General features: G+C 43.8%; 24 protein-coding genes. 13 read left to right on the top strand and 11 right to left on the bottom strand.

The annotated features are described in order from the left end of the window. Positions 1–14 precede the first annotated feature (14 nt). The gene (gene lepA, locus B0I21_RS00475) at positions 15–1,805 is read right to left on the bottom strand and encodes a translation elongation factor 4 (RefSeq protein WP_037494709.1); all 1,791 of its coding nucleotides are present in this window, start codon (positions 1,803–1,805) and stop codon (positions 15–17) included. Positions 1,806–1,945: 140 nt separating this feature from the next. Then, positions 1,946–3,265: an ammonium transporter gene (locus B0I21_RS00470; protein ID WP_133638389.1), complete on the bottom strand. Its 1,320-nt coding sequence runs from the start codon at positions 3,263–3,265 to the stop codon at positions 1,946–1,948. 201 nt (positions 3,266–3,466) lie between these two features. On the opposite strand from B0I21_RS00470, the gene B0I21_RS00465 reads away from it, so the two are divergent. Then, a complete protein-coding gene (locus tag B0I21_RS00465) occupies positions 3,467–4,444 on the top strand; it encodes a 2-hydroxyacid dehydrogenase (RefSeq protein ID WP_133638388.1) in 978 nt (325 codons plus the stop codon). Positions 4,445–4,535: 91 nt separating this feature from the next. Here B0I21_RS00465 and murA read toward each other — a convergent pair whose 3' ends face one another. From murA to dnaB, 4 genes are all read right to left on the bottom strand, one after another. After that, positions 4,536–5,858 carry a UDP-N-acetylglucosamine 1-carboxyvinyltransferase gene (murA, locus tag B0I21_RS00460; RefSeq protein WP_133638387.1) on the bottom strand — a complete coding sequence of 441 codons (1,323 nt, stop codon included), beginning with the start codon at positions 5,856–5,858 and terminating at the stop codon, positions 4,536–4,538. Positions 5,859–5,959: 101 nt separating this feature from the next. Continuing rightward, positions 5,960–6,709: a DUF4290 domain-containing protein gene (locus B0I21_RS00455; protein WP_133638386.1), complete on the bottom strand. Its 750-nt coding sequence runs from the start codon at positions 6,707–6,709 to the stop codon at positions 5,960–5,962. Between the two features lie 68 nt (positions 6,710–6,777). Continuing rightward, the gene (locus B0I21_RS00450; protein WP_133638385.1) at positions 6,778–9,051 is read right to left on the bottom strand and encodes an ATP-dependent helicase; all 2,274 of its coding nucleotides are present in this window, start codon (positions 9,049–9,051) and stop codon (positions 6,778–6,780) included. A gap of 140 nt (positions 9,052–9,191) precedes the next feature. Further along, positions 9,192–10,787 (bottom strand): replicative DNA helicase, encoded by a 1,596-nt coding sequence (gene dnaB / locus B0I21_RS00445; RefSeq protein WP_133638384.1) that lies wholly within the window; start codon positions 10,785–10,787, stop codon positions 9,192–9,194. Positions 10,788–11,205: 418 nt separating this feature from the next. On the opposite strand from dnaB, the gene ubiE reads away from it, so the two are divergent. The 4 genes from ubiE to B0I21_RS00425 all read left to right on the top strand — a co-directional run bounded on the left by ubiE (position 11,206) and on the right by B0I21_RS00425 (position 13,892). After that, positions 11,206–11,946 carry a bifunctional demethylmenaquinone methyltransferase/2-methoxy-6-polyprenyl-1,4-benzoquinol methylase UbiE gene (gene ubiE, locus B0I21_RS00440; RefSeq protein ID WP_133638383.1) on the top strand — a complete coding sequence of 247 codons (741 nt, stop codon included), beginning with the start codon at positions 11,206–11,208 and terminating at the stop codon, positions 11,944–11,946. A 93-nt stretch (positions 11,947–12,039) separates the two neighbouring features. Continuing rightward, positions 12,040–12,804, top strand: a complete 765-nt coding sequence (locus tag B0I21_RS00435) for an SDR family NAD(P)-dependent oxidoreductase (protein WP_133638382.1) — start codon at positions 12,040–12,042, stop codon at positions 12,802–12,804. 154 nt (positions 12,805–12,958) lie between these two features. Beyond that, positions 12,959–13,408 (top strand): GatB/YqeY domain-containing protein, encoded by a 450-nt coding sequence (locus B0I21_RS00430; RefSeq protein ID WP_133638381.1) that lies wholly within the window; start codon positions 12,959–12,961, stop codon positions 13,406–13,408. A gap of 7 nt (positions 13,409–13,415) precedes the next feature. Beyond that, positions 13,416–13,892 carry a GNAT family N-acetyltransferase gene (locus B0I21_RS00425; protein WP_133638380.1) on the top strand — a complete coding sequence of 159 codons (477 nt, stop codon included), beginning with the start codon at positions 13,416–13,418 and terminating at the stop codon, positions 13,890–13,892. A 159-nt stretch (positions 13,893–14,051) separates the two neighbouring features. On the opposite strand, the gene B0I21_RS00420 is transcribed toward B0I21_RS00425, so the two are convergent. Next, a complete protein-coding gene (locus B0I21_RS00420; RefSeq protein WP_133638379.1) occupies positions 14,052–15,011 on the bottom strand; it encodes a GNAT family N-acetyltransferase in 960 nt (319 codons plus the stop codon). A 3-nt stretch (positions 15,012–15,014) separates the two neighbouring features. Next, a complete protein-coding gene (locus B0I21_RS00415; protein ID WP_166637742.1) occupies positions 15,015–15,848 on the bottom strand; it encodes a 1-acyl-sn-glycerol-3-phosphate acyltransferase in 834 nt (277 codons plus the stop codon). A gap of 199 nt (positions 15,849–16,047) precedes the next feature. On the opposite strand from B0I21_RS00415, the gene B0I21_RS00410 reads away from it, so the two are divergent. The 7 genes from B0I21_RS00410 (at position 16,048) to B0I21_RS00380 (ending at position 23,209) form a co-directional block, all read left to right on the top strand. Then, positions 16,048–16,710: a CBS domain-containing protein gene (locus B0I21_RS00410; protein ID WP_133638378.1), complete on the top strand. Its 663-nt coding sequence runs from the start codon at positions 16,048–16,050 to the stop codon at positions 16,708–16,710. A 53-nt stretch (positions 16,711–16,763) separates the two neighbouring features. After that, entirely contained in the window at positions 16,764–17,657 is an 894-nt protein-coding gene (locus B0I21_RS00405; protein WP_133638377.1) for an NAD kinase, read from the top strand. Positions 17,658–17,735: 78 nt separating this feature from the next. Beyond that, complete coding sequence (locus tag B0I21_RS00400; protein WP_133638376.1) at positions 17,736–18,122, top strand: hypothetical protein; 387 nt, start codon at positions 17,736–17,738, stop codon at positions 18,120–18,122. Between the two features lie 10 nt (positions 18,123–18,132). Continuing rightward, complete coding sequence (locus tag B0I21_RS00395) at positions 18,133–18,870, top strand: isoprenyl transferase (RefSeq protein WP_133638375.1); 738 nt, start codon at positions 18,133–18,135, stop codon at positions 18,868–18,870. Between the two features lie 121 nt (positions 18,871–18,991). Further along, positions 18,992–21,568 (top strand): outer membrane protein assembly factor BamA, encoded by a 2,577-nt coding sequence (bamA, locus tag B0I21_RS00390; protein WP_133638374.1) that lies wholly within the window; start codon positions 18,992–18,994, stop codon positions 21,566–21,568. Positions 21,569–21,994: 426 nt separating this feature from the next. Further along, entirely contained in the window at positions 21,995–22,528 is a 534-nt protein-coding gene (locus B0I21_RS00385; protein WP_133638373.1) for an OmpH family outer membrane protein, read from the top strand. 105 nt (positions 22,529–22,633) lie between these two features. Next, positions 22,634–23,209 (top strand): OmpH family outer membrane protein, encoded by a 576-nt coding sequence (locus tag B0I21_RS00380; protein ID WP_133638372.1) that lies wholly within the window; start codon positions 22,634–22,636, stop codon positions 23,207–23,209. Positions 23,210–23,306: 97 nt separating this feature from the next. Here the strand turns inward: B0I21_RS00380 and B0I21_RS00375 are convergent, their stop codons facing one another. Then, positions 23,307–24,086: a DUF3050 domain-containing protein gene (locus B0I21_RS00375; RefSeq protein WP_133638371.1), complete on the bottom strand. Its 780-nt coding sequence runs from the start codon at positions 24,084–24,086 to the stop codon at positions 23,307–23,309. 201 nt (positions 24,087–24,287) lie between these two features. On the opposite strand from B0I21_RS00375, the gene B0I21_RS00370 reads away from it, so the two are divergent. Further along, a complete protein-coding gene (locus tag B0I21_RS00370) occupies positions 24,288–24,560 on the top strand; it encodes a sensor histidine kinase (protein ID WP_133638370.1) in 273 nt (90 codons plus the stop codon). Positions 24,561–24,709: 149 nt separating this feature from the next. Here the strand turns inward: B0I21_RS00370 and bioA are convergent, their stop codons facing one another. Then, a complete protein-coding gene (bioA, locus tag B0I21_RS00365; RefSeq protein WP_133638369.1) occupies positions 24,710–25,996 on the bottom strand; it encodes an adenosylmethionine--8-amino-7-oxononanoate transaminase in 1,287 nt (428 codons plus the stop codon). Further along, positions 25,990–26,967, bottom strand: coding sequence for a biotin synthase BioB (gene bioB / locus B0I21_RS00360; protein WP_133638368.1), 978 nt, complete (start codon positions 26,965–26,967; stop codon positions 25,990–25,992). The genes bioA and bioB overlap by 7 nt, the downstream gene beginning before the upstream one ends. Positions 26,968–26,981: the final 14 nt, after the last annotated feature.

The raw sequence follows: 26,981 nt of genomic DNA, 5'->3' as shown, positions 1-26,981 counted from the left end.
TGGATTACTCGTTATTAATCTAATTTCAGCACGGCCATAAAGGCAGACTGCGGAATCTCGACATTCCCTACCTGGCGCATACGCTTTTTACCTTTTTTCTGTTTTTCCAACAACTTGCGTTTACGGGATATGTCGCCCCCGTAACACTTGGCCGTTACATCTTTCCGAAGTGCGGAGATGGTTTCACGTGCGATAATCTTCGCGCCAATAGATGCCTGGATACGAATCTCAAATTGCTGGCGCGGCAATAATTCTTTCAATTTTTCACAGATTTTCTTTCCGAAATCGTACGCATTACTGCGGTGAATTAATGAAGATAGCGCATCTACAGGCTCGTCATTCAAGCGGATATCCAACTTCACCAAATCGGATTTTCGGTAACCGATCTGATGGTAGTCAAAAGAGGCATAGCCTTTCGATATCGTCTTTAACTTATCATAAAAATCGAATACGATTTCACCCATAGGCATTTCAAATACCAGCTCGACACGATCGGATGTTAAATACGATTGATTGATGATCGTTCCGCGTTTTTGAATACAGAGCGACATCACCGGTCCGACGAAGTCAGACTTTGTAATAATATTAGCTTTGATATAAGGCTCTTCAATAAAGTCTAACTTGCTGGGATCAGGAAGATCCGAAGGGTTATGCACGGTAACCTCTTCCTGTTCTTTCGTCATGAACGCTTTGTAGGAAACGTTGGGCACGGTTGTAATAACCGTCATGTCAAACTCGCGTTCCAAACGTTCTTGGATGATCTCCATGTGTAGCATGCCCAAGAAACCACAACGGAATCCGAAACCTAAAGCCGCAGAAGATTCTGGCTCAAACACCAACGAAGCATCATTTAACTGCAAACGATGCATCGATTCACGCAGCTCTTCGTAATCTTCGGTATCGACTGGATAAATCCCGGCAAATACCATCGGCTTAACTTCTTCAAATCCTTGTATCGCTTCAGCACAAGGACGCTCGCGATGGGTAATCGTATCGCCTACTTTTACTTCCCGCGCCTCTTTTATTCCAGATATGATATAACCGACATCGCCCGTTTTAACGACATCTTTGGCAACCTGATTCAGTTTTAACGTACCGATTTCATCAGCGAAGTATTCCTTTCCTGTCGCGACAAACTTCACTTTATCCCCTTTTCGTATTTCACCGTTTTCCACTTTGAAATAAGCCATGATTCCGCGGAACGAATTAAATACCGAATCAAAGATCAAGGCTTGCAGGGGTGCCTGCGGATCACCTACTGGTGCTGGGATACGCTCTACAATTGCCCGAAGGATATCGGGAACACCCATTCCCGTCTTACCGGAAGCGGGAATAATTTCTTCGCGCTTTCCTCCAATGAGGTCAATGATTTGATCTTTAACCTCTTCGGGCATTGCACCCGGAAGATCCATCTTATTGAGGATAGGAATAATTTCTAAATCGTGCTCTAACGCCAAGTATAAGTTGGAAATGGTTTGCGCTTGAATGCCTTGGGAAGCATCTACGATAAGCAGGGCACCTTCACATGCCGCGATAGAACGCGATACCTCGTAAGAGAAATCTACGTGTCCCGGTGTGTCGATAAGGTTAAGTATATATTGCTGACCATCCTGGGTATACTCCATTTGGATAGCGTGGGATTTAATCGTGATACCCCGCTCGCGTTCCAAATCCATATTATCCAGAAGTTGCGCTTGAGCCTCACGTTGCGAGATGGTGTTCGTAAACTCCAACAGCCTATCCGCCAAGGTACTTTTGCCGTGGTCAATATGTGCGATAATACAAAAATTACGTATATGCTTCATACAGGTTTTTATCCAATAATTCTAAATGGCAAATATAGATTTTTTAGGGCAGATAATTACGGTTTAATTGGCAATAAAAAACCGTGTTCGTTGACGAACACGGCACATTCACAATTGGATTTAGTTAGTAGTAAGATATTTTAAAGCTTTTCGCCGTGCTGCGAAAGATCGAGCCCTTCCAGCTCTTCCTGTGCATTAACGCGTAACGGTGTGATAAGATCTGTAACTTTTAAAAGGATAAACGCCACCACGAGAATAAAAACTGTTGCACCGATAAGACCGATGATATGTGCTGTAAACAAGCCGGTCTCGCCGTAATATAACCCGTTTGTTTCTACGGCCCCATTGATTGCCGAATGGGCGAAAACCCCAGTCAATATCATCCCGACCATACCGCCTACACCATGGCTTGGAAAAACATCGAGGGTGTCATCAATATTTGATTTTGTGCGCCAGTCGATAAGCAAACGACTGATGATGGCTGCAACGGCACCGATAACGATGGAATGTGGTACCGTGACGAAACCAGCTGCTGGCGTAATAGCTACTAAGCCAACAACAACGCCAATACAAGTTCCCATCGCGGATGGCTTGGTACCGCGTGCAGCGTCAAATAGAATATACATAAGAGCCGCTGCGCCAGAGGCTGCTGTCGTGGTCGCCATCGCAGTTGCTGCAAGTGCAGTAGCACCAAATGCAGATCCTGCATTAAAGCCAAACCATCCGAACCATAATAAACCCGTTCCCAACAACACATAGGTGATCCTTGCCGGCGTGTGTTCTTTGCATTCATTCCCCTGCTTTAAATAGATGGCCGAAGCGAGGGCCGTTAGCCCTGCCGACATATGAACCACGGTACCACCTGCGAAATCCAAAACGCCCATTTTAAATAAAACACCGTCGGGGTGCCAGGTAGCATGCGCCAATGGAGCATAGATAAAGATAAAAAACAGACATATAAAAAGGATATATGAAGTAAAGCGAATACGCTCTGCAAAAGCACCCGTGATAAGAGCAGGTGTTATGATGGCAAACTTAAGCTGATACATAGCAAACAGCGTAAATGGTATGGTGGGCGCACCGCCCCAAGGCTCGTGATCAAGCACGCCGTTAAACATGAAGAAACTCATGGGGTTGCCGATTACGCCACCTATGGACTCGCCAAAAACCAAGCTAAATCCAAAGGCAATCCAAATCACGGCAACAACAGCCATACATATGAAACTCTGCAACATCGTGGAGATAACGTTTTTCTTTTTCACCATACCACCATAAAAATAAGCTAAACCGGGTGTCATGATCAAAACTAGCGCCGTGGAAGTAAGCATCCAGGCGACATCCGCGGCATTATACTCATATTCATTACCATTTTCAGGTAAGGATGGATTAAAAAAGGCCACGACTACCAATATGACCATAAGAATAAAAGGAAATAATGATTTTTTTTGTGCTGTAGACATGTATTTAATATTTTATGATGCAATAATATAGAAAAAACACAAGAATTCAATTATTTTTTTGAAAAAATCAAAACTAAAATCCCTAATTTTTGTTCGAAACTCAAAATTCAAACAAATAAAACAGCAAAAAAACGTTATAAAAGAATTCCTACAGACTTTAAAAAAACATCAATAAAACACTACATTGGAATAAAAAAAGCGATGAAAGTATTTGTAACAAAAAAAATCCCTCAAGCTGGTATAGAAAATCTTCTGAAAGCGGGTTTCGATGTCAGTATACATGAACAAAGCGATAGATTATCTCAAGAAGAGCTTATACAAGCCTGTCAAGATGTTGATGTGCTTCTCAACGTGGGTCAAGGAAAGCTGGATGAAACTTTCTTTAAATCTTGCGCTCACTTGAAAGGCATTGCACTGACCAGTGTGGGGTACGATCACGTAGACCTAGCAGCCGCCACTGAAGCTGGCATCCCGGTAAGCAATACGCCAGACGTGCTTAGTGATGCAACGGCCGATATCGCCTTCCTGTTAATGCTCGCGGTTTCGCGAAAGGCTTTGTTTAGAGCAAATCAGGTTAGCAGCGGCGCCTGGGCAGATTTTGAATTTACCAAAGACCTGGGTATTGAATTATACGGCAAAACTTTGGGCATTTTCGGTTTGGGAAGAATAGGCCTTTCATTAGCCCGCAAAGCACAAGCGGCCTACGGCATGAACATTATTTATCACAATAGAAACAGAAATACCGAAGCGGAAAAACGTGTCGAAGCCACTTACGTCAATTTTGACACCCTGTTGAGAGAAAGCGATGTCCTATCCCTCCATACAAACCTCACACCCGAGACGCAGCACCGCTTCAATGCGGAAGCATTTCGTCGGATGAAAGAGTCCGCAATTTTTATCAACACGGCACGAGGCAAGATACACCATGAGCTGGATTTAATAGCAGCGTTGGAGCAGGGAGAAATCTGGGGTGCCGGGCTTGATGTCACCGACCCAGAGCCGATGCAAGCTGATAACCCCCTTTTGAAAATGTCAAGTGTTTGCGTGTTCCCACATATCGGATCGGCAACCATCGAAACCCGCACGCAGATGGCCCTCCTTGCGTCGAACAACTTGATTGCGGTTCGTAATGGCAAGAAGATGCCGCAAGTCATAAATGATGATGTTTATAGAAAATAGATTATCAAGCTTATTGGCTCTATAGAAACGAAAAAGGGTTGTTCGATGTTTCGAACAACCCTTTTTTGTAGGATGACATCCCTACATTTCTTTAGTGGGCCGGACTTCCGTCGATACGTCGAATGTCAGCACCCAATGCTTTCAGTCGTTCTTCGATATCCTGATAACCGCGCTCAATCTGTTCGATATTATAGATAACGGATCGTCCTTGTGCAGACAAAGCTGCAATAAGCAACGATACACCTGCACGAATATCTGGCGATGTCATCTCGATGCCGCGTAGCTTAGTTTGCTTATTTAATCCGATCACCGTTGCACGATGCGGATCGCAAAGGATGATCTGTGCACCCATATCGATTAATTTATCCACAAAAAACAAGCGGCTTTCGAACATTTTTTGATGAATCAGCACATTGCCTTTTGCTTGAATCGCAGTAACCAAGACGATGCTCAATAAATCTGGTGTAAAGCCCGGCCAAGGCGCATCGGAAACCGTCAGAATGGAGCCATCTATAAAGGTATCTATCACATACGAATCTTGCGCGGGTATATGGATGTCGTCGCCTCGAAGCTCAAACTTAATTCCTAATTTGGCAAATATAGTGGGGATGATACCCAACTCTTTATAGCACACATCTTTAATGGTAATTTCCGATCCGGTCATGGCGGCAAGCCCAATGAATGATCCAATTTCAATCATATCGGGCAGCATGCGGTGCTCGGTCCCGCCTAGCCGTTCCACCCCCTCGATAGTGAGCAGGTTTGAACCAATACCACTTATTTTCGCACCCATCCGATTGAGCATTTTGCAAAGTTGTTGCAAATAAGGTTCACAGGCTGCATTGTAAATGGTGGTTACGCCTTTGGCAAGCACGGCAGCCATAACCACGTTAGCGGTACCCGTAACTGATGCCTCGTCCAATAAAATGTAGGTACCCTGAAGTGCGGTGGCATCCACATTAAAAAAATTGTTTTCAGCGTCGTAAACAAACTTTGCGCCCAATTTTTCGAAACCTAAAAAGTGGGTATCTAACCGACGGCGTCCAATTTTATCGCCACCTGGTTTAGGAATAGCAGCCTTTCCGAAACGAGCTAGCAAAGGGCCTACAATCATAATGGATCCCCGCAAACCACCACCCTTGTGTTTAAATTCCTCAGACTGAAAATAGTCGATGTTTATGTTTTTAGCCTCAAATTCGTACGTATCCTTATTTAGTCGATTAACCGTTACGCCCAAAGCGGCTAGCAAATCAATCAGCTTATTTACATCCTTAATATCAGGAATATTGCTGATCGTCATTTTTTCTTCCGTCAGCAGTACAGCAGACAAGATCTGCAAGGCCTCATTCTTGGCACCCTGTGGAACAATTTCTCCTTTTAACTTTTTTCCTCCAATTATTTCAAATGCATTCATACAGTTTTGGATACGATATTAGTATAATTAAAAAAGAGAGCAATTGGTTAACGATCCGTCGCCACGCAATTGCTCTCCTAGCATGTAGTTAGCAAAAAGGCTTATCTTTTAAAGCCACCTTTTCTGGGAACAAAATTTTTCTTCCCACCGGCGCCACCGCCGCCGCCGCTAAATTTCCTATTGTTGTCTCGGTGACCATGACTATGGCCAGAACCACCACTTTTTTGGTTATTATTATTGTTGCTATTAGCACCGTTCGAGGTAGTCGCAGTTTTTGTTCTATTTCCCGGAGGCGGCGTTTTGAAATCAAGCTTCGTCAATACCGTATCTGCAGGCAGGCGAAGCTGCCCTTTAGACAGTTCAAATAGATCTTGAATAATGTGTTCGTCCTGCACAGAGTCTTTGTTCCACGTCGTATAGGCCATCTTCATAAAATTCGCTACCGAAATGGCCATACGATCACGGTATTCTGGCGTTGGCATCGCCAATGCTTTCTCGATCATACGCTCTACCGTATATCCGTAATGTTTGAAACGGATGGCGTGCTGCGGATAATTGAGAAGTTCTGGCTTTTTATGGATGGCATCACGCTCGGGAACTGGATAAGGCGACTCCACTTCAATTTTAAAATCTGAAATGATGTGCAGGTGATCCCATAGTTTGTGTTTGAAGTCCGAAACGTCGCGCAGATGCGGGTTTAATACGCCCATCATGTCTATCACGACCTGTGCATAGCGGTTGCGTTCTTCTTGCGTAGGAAGGGTACAAATATAGTCAACCATATTCTGTACATTCCGTCCGTATTCTGCCAAAATCAGTTTCGGCCGGGTGCTATTGTAATCGAAATCCATATCGTTAAGTTTCACGCTAATTCAACGTTCGAACAGCGCAGTTATTATTTTATGTCTACTAATATTCCTTAGACTATTCTAAGCTTTGCAAATTTAAGCAACAATTGTTTCTGTCCCAACTCTTTGAAAAAAATTGTGGCTTTTATATCGGGTTTATTGCCTTCGAGGTTGACGACCTTGCCAAAACCGAATCGTTCGTGCTCCACTTGCATGCCCACCTGGAGGCCCGCCGTATCGGAAGGCGCGAAACCTTCACTCGGAACGTGTGCCTTTGGCAAGATCGAAGTTGTTTTAACCACCTTCGGCTTAGGTTTGGAATAGGAATCCGTATCTTTTTGCTTCCACGCTACTCGCTCGGATTGAAAGCCTCCATCCATTCCCGTCGATACATTGCGGGGTTGAAAGTCAAGCTCCAAACAGGCCGGATTCAATTCATCCAGAAAACGGCTTGGTTCGCAATTATTCAATGTGCCCCACCGATACCGGGAGGTGGCGTAAGACAGATGCAGCTTTTTCTCCGCTCGGGTAACAGCCACGTAAAACAATCGGCGCTCCTCTTCCAATTCCGATCGTGAATTAAGCGACAGCTGCGATGGGAAAAGATTTTCCTCCAGCCCCACAATAAAGACAACAGGAAACTCCAAGCCTTTCGACGAGTGTATCGTCATTAAGGAAACCGTGTCTGCATTTGGGTCTTTATCCTTATCATCATTTGTAAGCAATGCAATGTCTTGCATAAAGACATCCAACCCTTTCTCCTCGATATCCTCACGCTCAGAAAACTCTTTGATACCATTCAGTAGCTCCTGTATATTTTCATAGCGACTAAGACCTTCGACCGATTTATCTTCGTAAAGATCCTTGAGAATTCCTGAGTGTTGAGCAATATGCATCGCTGTATCAAATGCTGAGCCAGTTTTCGCGACGGCCTGAAAACTTTGTATCATCAACCCGAAATTACCGACAGCAGTGGCACTACGCCCGTCAAGAAACATCTGCGCATTGGCGACGACGTCCCATAAGCGATATTGCTGCTTGTCGGCAGCAACCAATATTTTCTCTAAAGAAGTGTCGCCAATTCCGCGCCGCGGGTAGTTAATAACCCGCTTAAGCGCTTCCTCATCATTCGGGTTGAAGGTTAACCTGAAGTAAGCAATAAGATCTTTAATCTCTTTCCGTTGATAGAAAGATGTGCCGCCATACAACTTGTAAGGCACATTCAGCTTGCGCAAGGCTTCCTCCATTGCACGTGACTGTGCATTTGTTCGGTACAGAATGGCGAAATCTTTGTATTTCAAACCTTTTAACGAGCGCTCCTGCGTGATAGCCTCCGCCACAATTTTTCCTTCTTCATTATCCGAAAATGCTCGCGTCACCTTGATCTTCTCGCCGTCTTCATTCTCCGAAAACACGTTCTTTTCGAGCTGGTTTTGATTTTTTTCGATGACACTATTGGCCGCGTTCACAATCATCTTCGTGGAACGATAGTTTTGCTCCAATTTGAAGACCTGAACCTCCGGATAATCTTTCTGAAAATTTAATATGTTTTGGATGTTTGCACCACGAAAAGCATAGATACTTTGCGCATCATCGCCCACGACGCATATGTTTTCATTGACCGCTGCCAATCTTTTCACGATAAGATACTGCGAAAAGTTGGTGTCCTGATACTCATCCACCATCAAATATTTGAATTGGTGCTGGTATTTATGAAGCACTTCGGGGTGTTTGTTTAATAATACGTTCGTTTTGAAGAGTAGATCGTCGAAATCCATCGCCCCAGCGCGGTAGCAGCGTTGTGCATAGGTCATGTAAATCTGCCCAAGTTGTCCACGGCCATTGGCAATATCTTCGGCCATGATCGCTTCGTTTTTGTTATACTCCTGTGGAGAAATTAAATTGTTTTTGGCGGATGAGATACGACCATACACGTGGTTGGCATTGTATAGCTTATCATCCAGATTCATTTCCTTGATAATGGCACGAATCAAGCTTTTTGTGTCGTCGGTATCATATATCGTGAAATTTTTCGGGTAGCCGATGAGTTCGGCTTCCACACGTAGAATCCGCGAAAAAACGGAGTGAAAGGTTCCCATCCAAATGTTTTTTGCTTCCGAGCCAACCACATTCATGATACGCTCGCGCATTTCCTTCGCCGCTTTGTTGGTAAAGGTTAACACCAAGATGTTGAATGGATCTACACCTTGTCGAATCAAGTGTGCTACCCGGTATGTGATAACGCGCGTTTTCCCGGACCCTGCGCCAGCCACAATCATCACTGGCCCTTTAATTTGTTCTACGGCAGAACGCTGTGAAGGATTTAATCCTGCTAAATAATCCAAATCTCTCCTAAATTTTATGAAAGTTGCAACAAAAAGTATGGTAAAATTAATAAAAATAATCGACTCCGCATTGCCGAATAAAAAAGCAAGCCATTATCTTGGGCTTGCCTGTATCGTAAGTCTGGTCAGCGAAGAATTTCTTAAAATGGTGCGTCGTCAGGCATATCGTTCATTCGTGAAGGCATGGTTATTCCTCCACCATCGAAGCCCCCTCCAAAATTGCCAAATGCATCGGAAGGGTTAATTGCGGAGCTGAAGCTATCTTGACCAGCACCAAAGGAGTCTCCGGCCGGACCTCCGAAATCTTCTTCCAAATCCACGAACTTAACATACTTTCCAACGAATTTCAACGGCACAATACCCGTCTCGCCATTCCGGTGCTTGGCGATGATAACTTCTCCAACACCGGCCGTAGGACGACCTTCTTCGTCTTCGGTTAAACCATAATATTCTGGGCGGTATAAGAACAGTACCATATCGGCATCCTGTTCGATAGATCCCGATTCACGCAAATCGGATAGCATCGGACGCTTACTGTTACCAGGGCGAGACTCCACCGCGCGACTAAGCTGAGAAAGCGCCAACACCGGGATATTTAATTCCTTGGCGACCGACTTCAGCGCGCGGGAGATCGAACCAATCTCCTGCTCGCGGTTTCCACCGCCTTTGCCTTCGGACTTGCCGTGCATTAACTGCAGGTAATCGACAATGACCATTTGAATATCATGTTGCGCTTTCAAACGGCGACACTTTGCCCGAAATTCGAAAACGTTCAATGCCGGCGTATCGTCAATAATGAGCGGAGCTTCCGTTAATCTGCCAATGCGGGAGTGCAATTGCTGCCACTCATGATCCGCCAAGTTCCCTTTTTTAAGCTTTTCCTGTTCAATTTCTGTTTCACCTGCAATAAGACGATTCACCAACTGCACCGATGACATCTCCAGCGAGAACACCGCAACCGCACGTTGGTGATCTACGGCCGCGTTACGCGCCACAGAAAGCACGAAGGCGGTCTTACCCATGGCGGGACGTGCAGCGATAATGACCAAATCGGATGGCTGCCATCCCGAGGTCATTCGATCCAACGCGGTTAAGCCCGACGGTATACCCGTCAAGCCATCGGTACGATCGCGCAATAGTTCCAGATTAGAGATGGCCTCGCGCATGATATCGTCCATCTTACGCGAATCACGCCGCAAATTATTTTGTGCTATATCGAACAGCGACTTCTCTGCATGATCCAATAGATCAAAAATATCCGCTGTTTCATCGTAAGAGCTGTTAATAATTTCGGTAGAAACTTTAATCAGTTCGCGTTGAATATATTTTTGTGATATGATGCGGGCATGGTATTCAATGTTAGCAGCCGATACAACCCTATCCGTCAACTGGGTAATGTAGTAAGCGCCGCCGACCATTTCTAAAGCCCCCATTTTACGAAGCTCAGTAGTCACTGTTAACAGGTCGATCGGCGATGTCTGCTGAAACAAACTAAAAATCGCTTCATAGATCTTTTGGTGCGATTCTTTGTAGAACGAATCGGGCTTTAAGATATCAATGATTTCACTCAAGGCATTCTTTTCGAGCATAAGAGCTCCAAGAACTGCCTCCTCGAGATCCAAGGCTTGCGGAGGAAGTTTTCCCAGTCCACCAATTAAGTTATTAAGGCTCGCTCTCTTCTTGACAAAATTAGTTTTGCCCGCCATATTATTCGAAAATTCGTTTTCTGTCGCCATTCCAAAAAAGGTGTTTCTGTTTACAATGTATGTGTGTCTCCTGAACCGTGCTCGTAACGGGGAAACAAAAATATAAAAAATATAGACTATCGTTTCATCTATTTGTACACACTCCACTTCGGTTGCCTAAACAATGATGCGAATAGGGCTTTCAAACAAACAAATGCAGCAGAACGTTTATACACATCCTCTGTTGAAAACGTGTTAATTTCCAAAAAAGTACGCTATGTGCCAACCACTTACTCTAATGTTAACAACTCGAGACTGTGTTAATAACTTAAAAAATAAGATCCCCATTAAAGGAAATATCTGCGTAATCACAACCTAAGCTCTTAGTACCAAACAGTTATAATAGCGCATAACGAATTTATTCCCCGGTCGATGTTTTAGATATTTTTCAATATCGTATATTTGTTGAATGGCAAATGAGACATCGACTATAAAACCGTATAAAACGAAGGACGGCGGAAAGAAGGAGCAAGTAGCGGATATGTTTAACAACATATCAAAAACCTATGATGTGCTCAACAGGATGATGACGATGGGTATTGATACCATCTGGCGAAAAAAGGCCATTCGATCGCTTCGCGGCATTCAGCCGCAATTGATGTTAGATGTGGCTACCGGAACGGGCGACTTTGCTATTGAATCGTTACGCATTTTGAAGCCGAAAAAGATCATTGGCGTGGATATCTCGTCGGGGATGCTAGCCGTTGCCCAAGAGAAAATTACAAAAAAAGGATTGCAAGATCGATTTGAAGTGCGCTTAGGCGACTCGGAAAAGCTTCAGTTTAACGACAACACGTTTGATGCAGTCACTGTAGCCTTTGGTGTGCGGAATTTTGAAAACCTGCCGCAAGGATTAGCTGATATCTACCGGGTATTACGCCCTGGCGGAAGAGCCGTTATATTGGAATTGTCAAACCCAAAAGCTTTTCCTATCAAGCAGCTTTACCATTTCTATTTCCACCGGTTCATCCCGGCTATGGGTAAACTGATCTCGAAAGATATGAGCGCATATTCCTACCTTCCGGAATCCGTTGCCAATTTCCCTGACGGCGACAAGTTTGCGGCCATCACCGAAAAGGTAGGTTTTAAGCAAACCAAAGTTCGACCGCAAACCTTCGGCTTCTGTACGATCTATGAGTGTACAAAGTAGAGTGTATGGCGCTATTTTACAGCTAATGATCGATAGGAGCTGGATAAAAAACGGGCTATGCCCCTATTCCGTTTACTTTAATTTTTTCAATACATGAGAACAGTATTAATAACAGGAGCGAGCTCCGGCATTGGTCAGGCCTGCGCCACCGTGCTTGCCGGGGAATCGAGCTATAGATTACTACTCTGTGCCCGACGGTTGCAACGTTTGGAAGAGCTTAAAGAAACATTGCTGCGTCAATATCCATCTTGCGATATTTTTTGCTTTGAGTTAGACGTTCGGGACCGGGCGGCCGTTGAGCAAACACTCGCTAGCTTACCGGAAGAATGGAAAGCTATTGATGTGCTCATCAACAATGCCGGACTAAGCCAAGGATTGAATGCTATTCAGGATGGCGACACGGGCGATTGGGACAGGATGATCGATACCAATGTGAAAGGCCTATTGTACGTCACCAAATACACCGAACCGCTGATGCGGAACAGTGAAAACGCACATATTATCAACATTGGTTCTATCGCCGGCAAGGAGGTATATCCTAATGGAAATGTATATTGCGCTACCAAACATGCAGTAGACGCCTTGACACAAGCCATGCGCATCGACTTGCTGGAAAAAGGTATCCGCGTGTCTTCTATCGATCCGGGTATGGTGGAGACTGAGTTTTCCGAGGTACGTTTTAAAGGCGATAAAGAACTTGCAAAAAACGTTTATAAAGGATTAACGCCGCTTTCAGGAACAGATATCGCAGAAATAATTGCGTTTATGCTATCTAGACCCGCGCACGTTAATATCAATGACCTGTTAGTGATGCCGACTGCGCAGGCAACGGCAACAATCGTCAAGCGCGATGATTAAATAAATTTGCAACAGCACATAAGGAATTCTGAGGATTGGAATTTCAATATTTAATTTTATATTTTTCAATTTTGACTTTTCAATTTTGACTTTTCAATTTTAACTTTTCAATTTTGACTTTTTACTTTTTAATTTTTACTTTTTAATTTCCAAAATGTCACTCGAACTAAAAATAAATCAAGATATTAAGGCAGCCATGATTGCCAAAGACAACGCACGACTACGTGGTTTAAGAGCGGTAAAGGCAGCGATATTATTGGCAAAGACTGAAAAAGGCCATACAGAAGAACTTAGCGAAGATGCCGAGATCAAAGTCTTGCAAAAGCTTGTTAAACAGCGAAAAGAATCTGGCGAAATTTTTAAACAGCAACAACGTGAAGACTTGTATGCCATAGAATTTGAAGAACAACAAGTGATTGAAGAATATCTGCCAAAACAGTTGGATTTGCAGGCAGTGGAATCGGTTATTAAACAAGTTATTGAAGAAGTCGGTGCATCGTCTGTGAAAGATATGGGCAAGGTAATGGGCGCAGCAAATCAAAAGCTTGCCGGGCAGGCGGATGGGCGCACTATTTCCGAAGTGGTTAAAAGACTATTAGCGTAGCGAGCGTATGGACTGCGTATGGACGGTAAAATCATTTGCGGAGCTTACATCCGCAGAGCTTTATCAAATTCTACAACTCAGAATTAATGTCTTTATGCTCGAGCAAAACTGCCTATATCCGGAATGCGACAATAAAGATTATCAGTCGAAACACCTGTTTGGAACCTATGAGGGAGCAGTCGTTGCCTACGCTCGACTGTTGCCAGCAGGCATTTCCTACGATGATTTATCCATTGGAAGGGTCGTTGTCCATAAAGATTACAGGAAGTTCGGATTGGGTAAAGTGTTGATGCATCAAGCGATTCAGTATTGGGATACGATGGCACCGAAACAGCGTATTCGAATAAGCGGGCAGCTCTACTTGCAGCGATTTTACGAAGAACTAGGCTTCGAGCAGGTCAGCGACATGTATTTGGAAGATGATATTCCGCATATCGAAATGCTGCTACAAAACGAAAAAAGCCTGTCTGGAGACAAAGCTTAAAACTCATTGCGAGCAAAAGGCGATAACGCGGCAATCTTTATCTGCAAATATGCAGATTGCTCCCCTTACAGGCTGCAGCAGCGTTCGTCCTACTTACTCGCAATGATATTTTTTTATGCGCCCCCAATTCATTGGGCACCTTCTTTGAAAGCCCTACCCCTATTTCTGTGGCTTATGGCCGAAGTGCTTGTCACGTTCAAAAGTGACCATGTGACGTTCCTTTTTCGCATCGTAAATGTCCGCCAGTGTAATCATGATCCCAGTCTCCTCCACTTCGCCAAATTCATCATTCAGTGCCGTGCCAAATGTACGCATGGTTGGTGACAGGTTCATATATGTATTGATGAGCGGTGGAATATTTTCGCCGAGCTCCCGAATCTTGGTATTCAAAACCTTATAGCCCTCACGATACGGTAAGCCATCGAAGATTCCTTTATAAGCCGAGATATCCGTTTTATAACCGATGTTAATCTTTTCAAAGGGCACAACCAGCTTATCCTGGTCTGAGAAATAATGCTCCATGAAATACATCAATAAATCTCGGGCAACGGCGTTGTATTGCGGGTACATGGTGACCTTTCCGAAAAGATATTTAATATCTGGGTTAATCATCACCAAGGCCCCCAGTCCATCCCAAAGATTATCCAAGGAAAATAATCCCTTTCGGTTGTCTATCGCGGGTTGGTATTTTGGTTGCACCCAAGAGCGTCCAAGTTCCAGTGTGTAGGGAAGGTATTCTCTTTTAAAGGTCTCGGAAAAAGAAAAATAGTGCGCAGTCGAGAGATGAACATGTCCCTCCGGGTCTATTGCATCATCACATTTTATAACGCGGTAGCCCGCTATTATCTCTTCCTCATCAGGATTCCAGGCTATCAGTTGATCGTAGTTATGTTCACAGGTATCATTCTCATCAATGTCTAGAGCCAAACCTGTCCCCCCACCTGCGCCACGAAAAGTAAGCTCCCGTAATCGACCTATCTCCCGCATAATATATGGGGCAGAATGATAGTTTACGAGGTAAACCTCATTGTTGCCATTGTTCGTATAGCGAACAAAAGCTTCTTTGGTCAATTCATTTTTTATTAACGCTCGATCTACCGGCGCGATAATTTCCTGCATATGTTATTTTTTGTCCGCCATTCCATAAACTATATTCCGTACTTCATTTGCCCAATCGCGCTCACTTTTGGATGAGTCGAAATGGCTGTACGGAATACGTTCTCCAAAACGGATTATTACTTGTTGATTTCGTTGAGAAAACATTTCATCCGGCAAATAAAGCATCTCTAAGTTTGCTTTAATGCCAAATTTCTGCCTCAGTCTAGCTAAATTATAGAAAAAATTGGAATTTCTCCCATCAATGTAAACGGGAATGACATCTCTCTTATATTTTTTTGATTTGGAAATAAAGCTTTTTTTCCATTCCAGGTCTGCGATCCTGCCATCAATTTTACGCGACACCAAGCCCGCCGGAAAGATCAGCAATGCATTCTCCGAGGCGTATGCTTGGTCAATGGCCATGATGCCACTTTTAGCTTGGTTGCCCACCTTATTAACCGGAATAAATAGTGGTTCCAAGTTGCGGATATTCATCAAAATATCGTTCACCAAAAATTTAACATCGCGGCGGTAACGACCGATAGCATGCATGATGGCGATACCATCTAGCCCTCCCAAAGGATGGTTTGAAGCAAAGATGACATGATCATCCGTCGGTATATTCTCCATCCCTTCCAACACGACATTGACGCCTAGCTCTTCAATCAGATCATCAACAAAATCAAGGCCGAACTGGTCCCTAAACTTTGTCATGATATAATTGATCTCTTCCTCGTGAATGACGCGTTCCAAATAACTGATCAAAAGCTTGGGAATCCATTTTGCAAGTTTTGGACTCTTTTTATGAATAACCTCACGTACTTGAATAAACTTTACGTTTTCTTCTTCTTCAATCATTGTTTCTTAACTCGCTGTAGTAATCTGTTTTTCGAAGTCGTAAAATTAAGGAAAATATACATTAATGATGTAAAAAGTTACTTACATGCGCCAAGATGTGCGACTATCTCCAGATAATTTATAAATTAGCCCGTATTCATACAGGCGTTGATTAAACGTTTTCAATTTTTTCCTGTTTAATAGTATAAACGGACTCATCATGTATATAGGCGAAATTTTATCAGAAAATTATGTCGACATCAAACCCGAGGACAGTATTGGGTTGGCAATTGACAGGATGAATGAATTTCATAGTCCAGATTTGCCGGTAGTTAAAGACGGCGATTTCCTTGGGTTAGTGACAGAAGACTCCCTTTTGGCAGCACACGACGACACCCAAAGTTTACGGAGTCTAGCAGTCTCCATGCGCTTCCTATACCTCTACGAATATCAACATATCTATGACGCCCTTCAGTACATGGCTGCACATCGATTAGCGATACTTCCTGTGTTGGATAAGGAAAACCATTATTTGGGCATAATTACATCCGCTGATCTGCTCGCTGCACTTAATGAAACATTTGGGAATACCGAGCCCGGAACGGTTATCGTGCTCGAATTGGGCAAACATGATGTGTCGTTTTCACATATCGCCCATATTTTTGAGTCGGAAAACGTCCGCATCCTCAGCACAGCCATTCGCGAAATACCTGATACCACCAAAGTTGAAATGACTATCAAAGTCGATAAACAGAATATTTCCTCCTTGGTTGCATCGTTGTGGCGATTTGACTACATTATTAAATCAACCTTCAACGATGGTAGTCCAGACTCTGACATTCAGGAACGCTACGATATTTTAATGAATTATTTAAATTTATAAGAATACCCTATTTTTTAGCATCTTTGCATAAGTTTTGTTAAAAAACACTTCGCATGCAAAGAAAATCCATCGCGATATACGGAAGGGCTTTCAATTCGTCCGTTGTCCCGTATGTCGAGCAATTATTTTCCTATCTTAAAGAGCGGGATATTCTAATATATATCTACTCCGATTTTTACGACTTTTTGAAAGATCAATTCGATTGTCCGGACAATTTCTTGCTCTATTATGGTCACCAGGATCTTCCAAAAGATATTCTATTTTTATTGAGTTTGGGAGGTGATGGCTCCATGCTTTCTGCCGTATCGCAGGTACGCGACTCGGGAATTCCGATCGCCGGAATAAATTTTGGACGGCTGGGTTTCTTAGCATCCATCCACAAAAGCGAAATTATTCAGGCATTAGATGCTATCTTCTCAGGAAACTATTCGTTGCAGGCACGCGACCTGATCGAGGTCAACGGCGGCGACGACCGTATTTTTGGAGAGGAGAACTTTGCGCTGAATGATATTACCGTCTTCAGACACGATACATCATCCATGATCACCATTAATGCTACCCTTAACGGCGAGTTGCTTAACTCGTATTGGGCAGATGGTATCATCATTGCTACCCCCACGGGATCTACCGCTTATTCATTAAGCTGCGGCGGCCCTATCATCATGCCAGGAAGTGGAAACTTCGTGATCACACCTATTTCACCCCATAACTTAAATGTACGACCGATCATTATTTCCGCGGAGAGCGAATTGGAACTGGAGATAGAAAGTCGGACAGATAAGTATATATTAAGTTGTGATTCTAAAAGCGACACATTGGAGACAAAGACAAAGCTTTATATTCGACGGGCACCATTTCGTATACACCTTATCCGACTGGCCTCCGATAGTTTCTTCAGCACATTGCGCGAAAAACTTCTCTGGGGACTGGATGTAAGAAACTACTAACAGCGAGGATGTATACCGCCAGCGCATAAAAGTTACACGAATTTTAATACCAGCTATCGTTACTTGCAAAACTCTACTTTGAAACAGCTATTCCATACCCTGCTAGTCTTAGCCATTTGCGCATGGATCCTTTTTTCCTCAGCGGATAGCCCGAGAAGTAATTCTGATTATGCGTACGATTATATCGAAGAGCTTTTTCTACAGGATCAACCTGAAATTCGTAAGTTTGCAGCAGCTATTGTATTTGGTTTGGAAAAGCCAAACCTTACGGAGAAACGGTATTTAATCGCTGATTCGCTAGGCAGTTGGTCGTTAAGTAACGACAATGGCAAGTCATATGGAAAAAGCATGACTCCAAAAGATCAAAAAATGGTGCGGCGTATGCCGCGCAATACAATGCCTTTGACTGGTCTTGGTGGAAAACAAATGTACATGCTCGCGGTGAAACGGAGTCTTATTTTTTAGCAAGTAAGAAATGAGTTTTAAAGAAAAGATAAATAAAGAAAAACTTCCCAAACACGTTGCCATCATTATGGATGGTAACGGCCGATGGGCAAAAGGCATAGGCAAGCTTCGCATTTTCGGGCATCAAAATGGTGTATCCGCCGTGCGCGAAGCAATGGAAGGTTGCGTGGATGTTGGCGTTCAATACTTGACGCTGTATGCATTTTCTTCGGAAAACTGGAACAGACCGAAATTAGAGGTGAAAGCTTTGATGGAGCTTTTAGTAAACACCCTTGCCAAGGAAACAAAGACGTTTATGCAAAACGGCGTTCGGCTGAACGTCATCGGAAATATACAGGATCTCCCAAAAAATTGTCAGGCTAGACTGATCGATACGATTGAACTGACAAAAAATAATTCGGCCTGTGTGCTTACCTTAGCGTTGAGCTATGGATCTCGTGCGGAAATCGTGGAGGCCACCAAAGCTATTGTACAACGTGTGGCTGCTGGTGAACTGCGCATTGACGATATTTCTGAAAAAACCATCAGCGAGCATCTTTTCACGGCGGATATGCCTGATCCGGATCTGATGATACGTACAAGTGGCGAACAGCGTATCAGCAACTATCTTTTGTATCAAATGGCTTACACTGAGTTTTGTTTTTTGGACAAGATGTGGCCTGAATTTACGCGGGAAGATCTCTACGAAGCGATCTATCATTATCAGCATCGTGAGCGAAGGTTCGGGAAAACAAGCGAACAATTGTAATATTTAGTTTACCTTTGCGGAACCTACAAACTAGCTAATTAATAGCTTGGCTATTAATTATTTTCTTTTAACAAAAATTAACAACAGATTGGTGTACTTTAGCACCGAGAAAATTGAATAAATGAAGCGCTTAATACACTTAATAACACTCACCTTACTTATCGGAGGCCAACAAGTATTCGCTCAGATCCGGGGTAACAACCCAGTCAATCTGAATGATCCCAATGAAATAACCTACCTGGATCCCAAAAACTATGTTATTGGTGGTATTCGTGTTTCGGGTACGGAGTACCTGGATGGCGACGTATTGGTAACCATTTCAAAATTAGTTGTCGGCCAATACATTGAGGTTCCAAGTGAAGCTACGGCCAATGTTGTGAAAACATTGATGGCACAGAATCTGTTTGATGATGTGCAATTATACGCGGAGCGTGTAGAGGGCGAAAACATTTTCTTAGAAATCCGCGTTCGCGAGCGACCGCGACTGACGCGCATCGACATAAACGGATTAAAAAAGGGCGAAACGGACGAAGTGCGCAAACGTCTGAACACCAATTCCGGGAAAATAGTAAACGAAAACCTCATCAAAACAACGCGTGCTACGATCCAAAAGTTTTTGCGTGAAAAATCGTATTTGTATCCCGAAATAAAAATCCGTACCGAGAAAGACACAGCGCAGGCGAATAATGAAATCGTTGTTGTGGACGTTGAAAAAAACAAAAAGATCAAAGTACATCGCGTTCATTTCGAAGGATCGGAGGCTTTTTCGGATAAACAGTTGCGCAAATACTTAAAAGGTGTTAAACCGCGTCGTTGGTATCGAATTTTTGGCCCGGGTAAATTCAAAGATGATAAATACAAAGAAGCGAAGGAAAATCTAGTTGCTAAAATGCAGGATAAAGGTTACCGCGATGCGCAAATTCTATCCGACAGTGTAGTCCGCTATGACAATAATGAAGTTGATATTTATGTAAACTTACATGAAGGTCCGCGCTATTACATGGGTAACATTGAATGGTCTGGTAACTCCAAATACAAGGATTCGGTTCTGAATTTGATCCTTGGCATTCAAAAGGGGGATGTATATAGTGAAGAAAAATTGACCTCAAAACTTATGGGGCCAACGCGTAATAGTGATGATATCAGTGCATTGTATCAGAATGACGGTTATTTAACATTCAGCGTTCAGCCTATCATCAAAAGAATCTATAATGATACAGTGGATGTGGAAGTGGTGTTAAGCGAGGGTAAGCAGTTTACGATCAACAACGTTATTGTGAAAGGAAATGACGTGACGAATGATAAAGTTGTTCTACGTTCTATTTATACCAAGCCGGGTCAGAAATTCTCTCGCGAGATGTTGATGCGCAGTGTGCGTGAGATATCGCAATTGGGCATGTTTGACGAACAGAAGATAAATCCGGTTCCTACGAATTTGAATTACGAAGAGGGAACCACCGATTTAGAATATACAGTAGCGGAAAAACCATCTGACCAGGTGGAACTTTCAGGGGGATATGGTGCCGGACAGGTCATTGGTACATTGGGTTTGACCTTCAACAACTTTTCGACAAGTAACTTCTTCAAGAAAGATGCTTGGAAACCCCTTCCTCGCGGAGACGGACAAAAATTCAGTGTGCGGGGTCAAACCTCCGGGAAACGTTACCAATCCTATAGTTTCTCCTTTTCGGAGCCTTGGCTAGGTGGTAAAAAACCCATCTATTTTGGATTGAACGCTTATACGTCGAGCTCTTCATTTGGTGGTTTTAACTACCTTACAGGGCGGCAAATGGTCAGTGATGCTGAGCTTAACCGCATTTGGATGACGGGTGTTACGGCGACCTTAGGTAAACGTTTGCAATGGCCAGACAACTATTTCCAAATCAATACATCGCTTTCCTTCCAACGTTATAAGCTGCAAAATTATGCAGGTTATTTCCTATTTGATAATGGTACAGCGTACAACATCAACTTGACGCAGGAAATCAGCCGTAACTCGGTAGATGCGCCGATCTATCCGACCTCGGGTTCACATTTCCGGTTCTCGGTGCAGTTAACGCCGCCGTATTCGAGTTGGAACAATATTAACTACCAAACGGCGCCAGATAATGAGCGTTTCAAATGGACGGAATACCATAAATGGAAATTTGATAGCCAATGGTATACGAAGATTGCCGGTAAGCTGGTACTGAAAATGCAGGCACAGTTTGGTTATTTGGGTAACTATACTGACCGCACGCCCACTTCTACTTTCGAACGATTTAAACTGGGTGGTGACGGTATGCAAGGTTTTGACTTTCTACAGGGTTCTGAGATCATCGCCATGCGCGGTTATGCCAACGGTACCATCATTCCGGAATCTACCGGTAACTTAGGACAGAACATTGCCGTACAGTCTGGTAGCCCGATCTATACCAAATACCAGCTTGAATTACGCCATCCGGTTATGCTTAACGAGCAAGCCACGGTATTCGTGCTGGCTTTCGCCGAGGGGGGTAACACGTGGAACAAGTTCAGCGAGGTCAATCCTTTCAAACTGCGCCGTTCTGCCGGTGTCGGTGCCCGTATCTTTTTACCGATCTTCGGTATGCTGGGTATCGATTATGGTCATGCCTTCGACCCGATTCCAGGTATACAATCTAATCGTTGGAGACAAAACTTTACCTTCAGCATTCTGCAAAACATGGGCGGTTTCTAAAGGACAAACGAATGTAAAGGTCTGCTAGACAGATCGGAATCCCGCGCTACTTGCTGCGGGATTTTTTTATGAATAGTGCTCGAGGTTCATCATCCCATGTATTAAAATTGGGCTGCGATCGGACTTAATTAGGCATATTACACGGCGAGATTGGGTCGCGTTAAATTTTGTTAAAGGTTCAAATATGGCTTATAATTGCTCCTTTTTTATTATTTTTGTCAAGAGAAAGAGCTTCAATTTGTTAGCAAAATATTTCAAGTGTTTAAACCTTTTGGAACCATAATTGTCATAAGATTTAAAAGCAGAAAAGTAGCATTTGGAAATGATATTACGTTTATTCCTGGCATGCCGATGTAACCACCTAGCGGGGAGCGTACGAAATTACAAAGCAGATAGAAGCGTTAAACTTACGAAAACAAAACATATATGAAAAAAATAGTCTTTACCCTTGCCTTCATCGCGTTATCATTTGGCGCAGCGGTTGCTCAACGCGTGGCTTATGTGGATTCTGAATATATTTTACGACATATCCCTGAGTACGTATCTGCACAAAAGCAGCTGGATGATTTATCGACGAACTGGCAAACAGAGGTTGACAAGCAGTATGGAGAGATCGAGAAACTTTATAAAGCCTACCAAAATGACCAAGTACTTCTTAACGAAGATATGCGTCGACGCCGCGAGGATGAAATCGTGAACAAGGAAAAGCAGGTAAAAGAGTTTCAACGTCAGAAATTTGGGTTTGAGGGCGACCTTTACAAAGAGCGTATGCGACTTGTAAAACCTGTTCAGGATAAAGTTGCAAAAGCTATACAAGATGTAGCGAACGCACAGGGGCTCGACCTTATTTTAGACAAAGGAAGCGAAGTAACATTTATCTATGCGAATCCAAAATTGGACAAGAGCAACGATATCATTACAAAATTAGGCTTTAAGGCTGATCCAAGCTTGGTAAATTAATTTTTTTGTTTATACTTGGATAAAATTTAAAATAGATTATTAACGACAGATAAAAAACAAATGCCGTGTCATGCAAACGTGGCACAACAGATTAAAATGGAAAGAATGAAAAATTTATTTAGAAGTGTAGCTTTAGTGGCGGTGATTTCCTTAGGCACGCAATATGTTAGCGCGCAGCAAAAAATTGGTCATGTGAATGCGGATGAGATATTCCAAATGACGGCTGAGTTTAAAACGGCGAACGAACAGTTAAGAACCTTAAACGATACCAAGACAAAGGAGCTGCAAGGGATGTATGAGGAGTTTCAGAAAAAACAAACGGATGCTAACGAAAAGTTGAGAAACCGTAGCGAAGCAAACAAAGCAGCTGTTGATGCTGAATTGCAAACGATCGGTCAAGATCTTCAAAACATGGAACAGCGCATCCAAGAAGTTCAGCGCGTTGCCCAAGAGGACTTAGGTAAAAAACAACAAGAGTTACTTACTCCTATACAGACTAAAGTAATGAACGCTATCAATACCGTAGCGAAAGAAAAAGGCTACGCATACGTTTTGGATACATCAAACGGGAACGTGTTGTACTTCCAAGGTGGCGAAGACATTTCAGCTGACGTGCGCTCTAAACTGGGTATTGCGGCAAATGCAACGCCTGCTACACCAGCAGTACCGCCAGCTAGATAATAAAAATTTATCAACAATAAAAAAGGCCACCTTCGATAGAGGTGGCCTTTTTTGTTTGACAAAGATGCGGGCAATCTTAATAACTGACCGTAAGCCCCTACTCTTCGTTTTTCGTCAATCCTTCTTCTATAGCATCCCATAATGCTATTCGCTTCCGCAGCGCTTCTTTTGCTGTTTCCTGCATCTCTGCCCACTTCTGCGCGTCGTTGCCGCCTAGCTCCGCAATCATCTGCATCGCGAGCGGGCCATGTTCATCGCCATCCAGCTCGATATGTCTCTGGAAGTAATAGATCAGTTTACTTAGATCGGCATCGGGTGATCCCTCTTGGATACCTTTTAGGAGGGAGGTAAACATGTCAGGTATTAAGTCCTCACGCCCGAATGTAAATGCCGAAGCGATGCGATGCGCTTCTCCGCCTTCAATAGTCATAAAGGTAAAGCGCAAAAAATCTTTGATTCGCTCATCGATAGACAAATCAGCAATCGCGCTCATCAAGGGCTTATGATTTCGAAGATCTTCTTCGAGCTGCAGCATCAAATCGGTCTTCGCCCCTAATCCAGACATGGCATCTAAATACATCTCAAAATGGCTTAGACGCCTGCCGTCAATGTATTCATCGGATTCTTCCGCTAGCACAATCTCATTGATCAGGTACCGCGTGGAAGGCAGCGCACTAGCAAACCAAGGAACCTCTACACATGTTAGTTTGATCTGTAGCGCTTTTAAAAGCGACATAAAATCCCATACGGCATACACATGCCCTTCCGTAAATTTTTGCAAATCACGGATATTGTTGATTTTTCGGTACAAGGGATGTTGCAAAAGTGCATTACGCTCCTCAGCGATAAATTCGTTGACAGCTTCTATTCTTTCCATGACCAAAAATACTGACGAAAGCATCTAAAAAAAAGCTTCTTTAAGAAATAGTAAAAAAATGACGATATAAAGATAGCTGACAGGGGCTTCCGTAGAGAATCAACGCTCGTATGTGGTTGGGTAATACAGATAACATACAGGGCACCCTAAGGCAATCGCGGCAAAGATACTATCCCTCCGTATCCGCAATAGCAGCAGTTAATCGTTTATAGAATCATCCAAGAGCTTGTGAATAATGCCATAAAGCATGCACAGGCGGATCAAATTTTGATACAACTTGCGCAAGAACAGCATACCCTGACACTGACTGTAGAAGACAATGGTCGTGGCTTCGACAAAAAGCAAGCACAATCAAAAAAGTCGGCTGGTTTACTGAACATCCAATCGCGGGTCGATTTTCTCAAAGGTCGCATGGACCTGCAATCGTCGCTGGGGCTTGGAACCACAGTCGAAATTGAGTTGCCGATTGTTTAAGATAAACCCTAAACACTAAGGCTAGCGTTTAGGGTTTGGCACGAACTACTATAGCCGTCTCTCTACTAAGTTTTCCGCTTGTAAAAAATAGGCGAAACAAAAATAACAGATAGCACAGCGCCCTCCTATCCCTGAAAACAGGTATATTGCTAAGTAGATTGAAACTCCTTCAGTGCTTCGATGATGCAGGCATATATATACCTTAAATCTTCTTCGGAAATGCTGTAGGGCGGAACAAGATATACCGTATTCCCTAACGGACGCAACAGTATGCCATGCTCCAAAAAAAAGACGTAAAGACGCTGTTGTAAATCACTAAAGTATGATGACTCCTGACCAATTTCCCATTCTATGGCCAAGATCGTCCCGCAAGATCGTACCTGCCTCACCTGCCGATGTTCCCGTACCGTCGCTACAAACTCATGGTGCAGCTGACTGATTTTTTGAATGTTCTGCTGGGTACTCTCCAGTAGTAATAGATCTAAGCTAGCCAAAGCAGCCGTACATGCAAGAGGGTTGGCTGTAAATGAATGTCCGTGAAACAGGGCGCGTGATTTTTCGTCATGGTAGAAGACGTCGTAAATCTTCTGTGTACAGGTTGTGAGACCTAAAGGCATGGTACCGCCAGTCAATCCTTTGGAGAAGCACATCATATCCGGCTGTTCCGCGAGTTGGTTCGCAGCGAACAGGGTGCCCGTACGGCCAAACCCTACAAAGACCTCGTCTTGAATTAACAAGACGTTGCAGGCACGACAATGCGCCATCAATGATGAAAGGTAGGATGCCTCGTGCATGAGCATGCCGCCTGCACCTTGAACCAATGGCTCATAGAGGAAACACGCTAACTGCTGTTGGTGTTGATCCACGATATGTTTAAGCGCTTCGATATTATCTTGGTTGGGCACATCGATAAAAATGGTTTCAAATAACAGATCATGGAACGGTGCGGTCCATCGCCCGCGCGCACTAACAGACATCGCGCCAAAGGTATCGCCATGGTAACCGTTTCGAAAAGCCAAGATCTTATTTTTGGGCTGTCCTAGGTTGTAAGCATATTGCACCGCCATCTTTAAAGCGACCTCAACAGCTGTGGATCCGTTGTCCGAGTAGAATGCTTTGGCCTGCCGGGAGGGCAAAAGTTGAAGCAAGCGCTCGGAGAGTGCAATAGCTGGTGGATGCGTAAAACCTGCAAAAATGACCTGTTCCAACTGGTAAAGCTGCTTGCTAACGCGCTCTGCGATGTAGGGATGAGCATGACCGTGCAGTGTTACCCACCAAGAGGAAACCGCATCAATATACCGCTTACCATCGGCATCGTATACGTAAGCACCTTCTCCCTTAACGATAGGAATCACCGTTGCTGTTTTCATCTGGGTATAAGGGTGCCAGTTCACCGCGTGATCGCGCGCTATCCAGTCTTGTTGAGCATCTACCATCCCTTTCCCATCGGTTTTAGCCCTAACCTTGCTAGCATATCCAAATCATCAGAAATGGACGGATTAGGCGTGACCAATAGCCGCTCCCGTTCACCAGTGAAAATAGAATTTGCGCCAGCCATAAAACACCAAGCTTGTTCCACCTCATCCATTTCTAAGCGTCCAGCACTAAGCCTAACCATCGATGCCGGCATAGCGATCCGGGCAGTCGCGATCATGCGCACCATATCCCAGATGTCTACTTTCGGATTATTTTCAAGGGGCGTACCCTTGACGCGCGCCAAGGCATTGATGGGTACAGACTCCGGATGTTTTTCCATGGAAGCCAATGTGCACAACATAGCGATGCGATCTGTTTTCGATTCGCCGAGACCGATAATGCCACCAGAACATACCGTGATGCCCGCATTTCTAACGTTCGTAATTGTTTTTACACGGTTATCAAATGTCCGCGTCGATATGATTTCATCGTAGTATTCTTCGGAAGTATCCAAGTTGTGGTTATAGGCATACAAGCCTGCTTCTTGTAAACGCCGCGCTTGCGATTCCGTTAACATGCCCAATGTACAACACACTTCTAGCCCCAAGGCATTTACCTCTTTGACCATCTCAATAATGCGATCAAAATCGCGGTTATCGCGCACTTCGCGCCATGCTGCAGCCATACAAAAGCGCGTTGATCCGCTATCCTTTGCGCGTTTTGCGTGGGCAACAACGGTCGCTGTTGGCAGTAGCGCCTGTACTTCGATGTCCGTATGGTAGCGCGCAGCTTGGCCGCAATACGAACAGTCCTCCGGACAACCACCTGTTTTGACGGATAGCAATGTCGACAATTGAACCTCCTCGGCAGGATGCCATTGGCGGTGTACTGCAGCCGCTTCAAATACCAAGGTGAGCAGCGGCTTATTGTAAATGCCCAACAATTCGTCTTTCGTCCAGTCGTGACGTATACTCTTCAGGTTATCTTTCATTTTTTCTAATTGTA

The sequence above is a fragment of the Sphingobacterium paludis genome (assembly GCF_004364125.1).
In the GTDB taxonomy this organism is placed as follows: domain Bacteria; phylum Bacteroidota; class Bacteroidia; order Sphingobacteriales; family Sphingobacteriaceae; genus Sphingobacterium; species Sphingobacterium paludis.
This window is presented reverse-complemented; position numbering and strand designations above follow the sequence as displayed.